At 53.0% G+C, this 878-nt stretch carries 1 rRNA gene; it reads left to right on the forward strand.

The window, feature by feature from the left end:
- Positions 1-878, forward strand: a 23S ribosomal RNA gene (locus D1012_RS21885); the annotation flags it as partial.

Genomic DNA, 878 nt, shown 5'->3' on the forward strand with positions numbered 1-878 from the left:
ACCACCTCCTTTCCGTTTGAACAATGGGGGGACGCAGTAAGGTAGGGTGAGCGCACTGATGGAATAGTGCGTCTAAGCAGTTAGGCTGTTGGGTAGGCAAATCCGCCCAACGTGAAGGCTGAGCTGTGATGGCGAGGGAAATTTTAGTACCGAAGTCCCTGATCCTACACTGCCAAGAAAAGCCTCTAGTGAGGAAAGAGGTGCCCGTACCGCAAACCGACACAGGTAGGCGAGGAGAGAATCCTAAGATGATCGGGAGAACTCTCGTTAAGGAACTCGGCAAAATGACCCCGTAACTTCGGGAGAAGGGGTGCTCTGATAGGGTTTATCGCCCGAGAGAGCCGCAGTGAATAGATCCAAGCGACTGTTTAGCAAAAACACAGGTCTCTGCGAAACCGCAAGGTGAAGTATAGGGGCTGACACCTGCCCGGTGCTGGAAGGTTAAGAGGAGGGGTTATCCTTTGGGAGAAGCTCTGAATTGAAGCCCCAGTAAACGGCGGCCGTAACTATAACGGTCCTAAGGTAGCGAAATTCCTTGTCGGGTAAGTTCCGACCCGCACGAAAGGTGTAACGACTTGGATACTGTCTCAACGAGAGACCCGGTGAAATTATAGTACCTGTGAAGATGCAGGTTACCCGCGACAGGACGGAAAGACCCCATGGAGCTTTACTGCAACTTGATATTGGATTTTGGTACAGCTTGTACAGGATAGGTAGGAGCCTGAGAAGCCGGAGCGCCAGCTTCGGTGGAGGCGTCGGTGGGATACTACCCTGGCTGTATTGAAATTCTAACCTTGGACCGTAATCCGGTTCGGAGACAGTGTCAGGTGGGCAGTTTGACTGGGGCGGTCGCCTCCTAAACAGTAACGGAGGCGCCC

Source organism: Pseudotabrizicola alkalilacus, from assembly GCF_003443995.1.
Classification (GTDB): domain Bacteria; phylum Pseudomonadota; class Alphaproteobacteria; order Rhodobacterales; family Rhodobacteraceae; genus Pseudotabrizicola; species Pseudotabrizicola alkalilacus.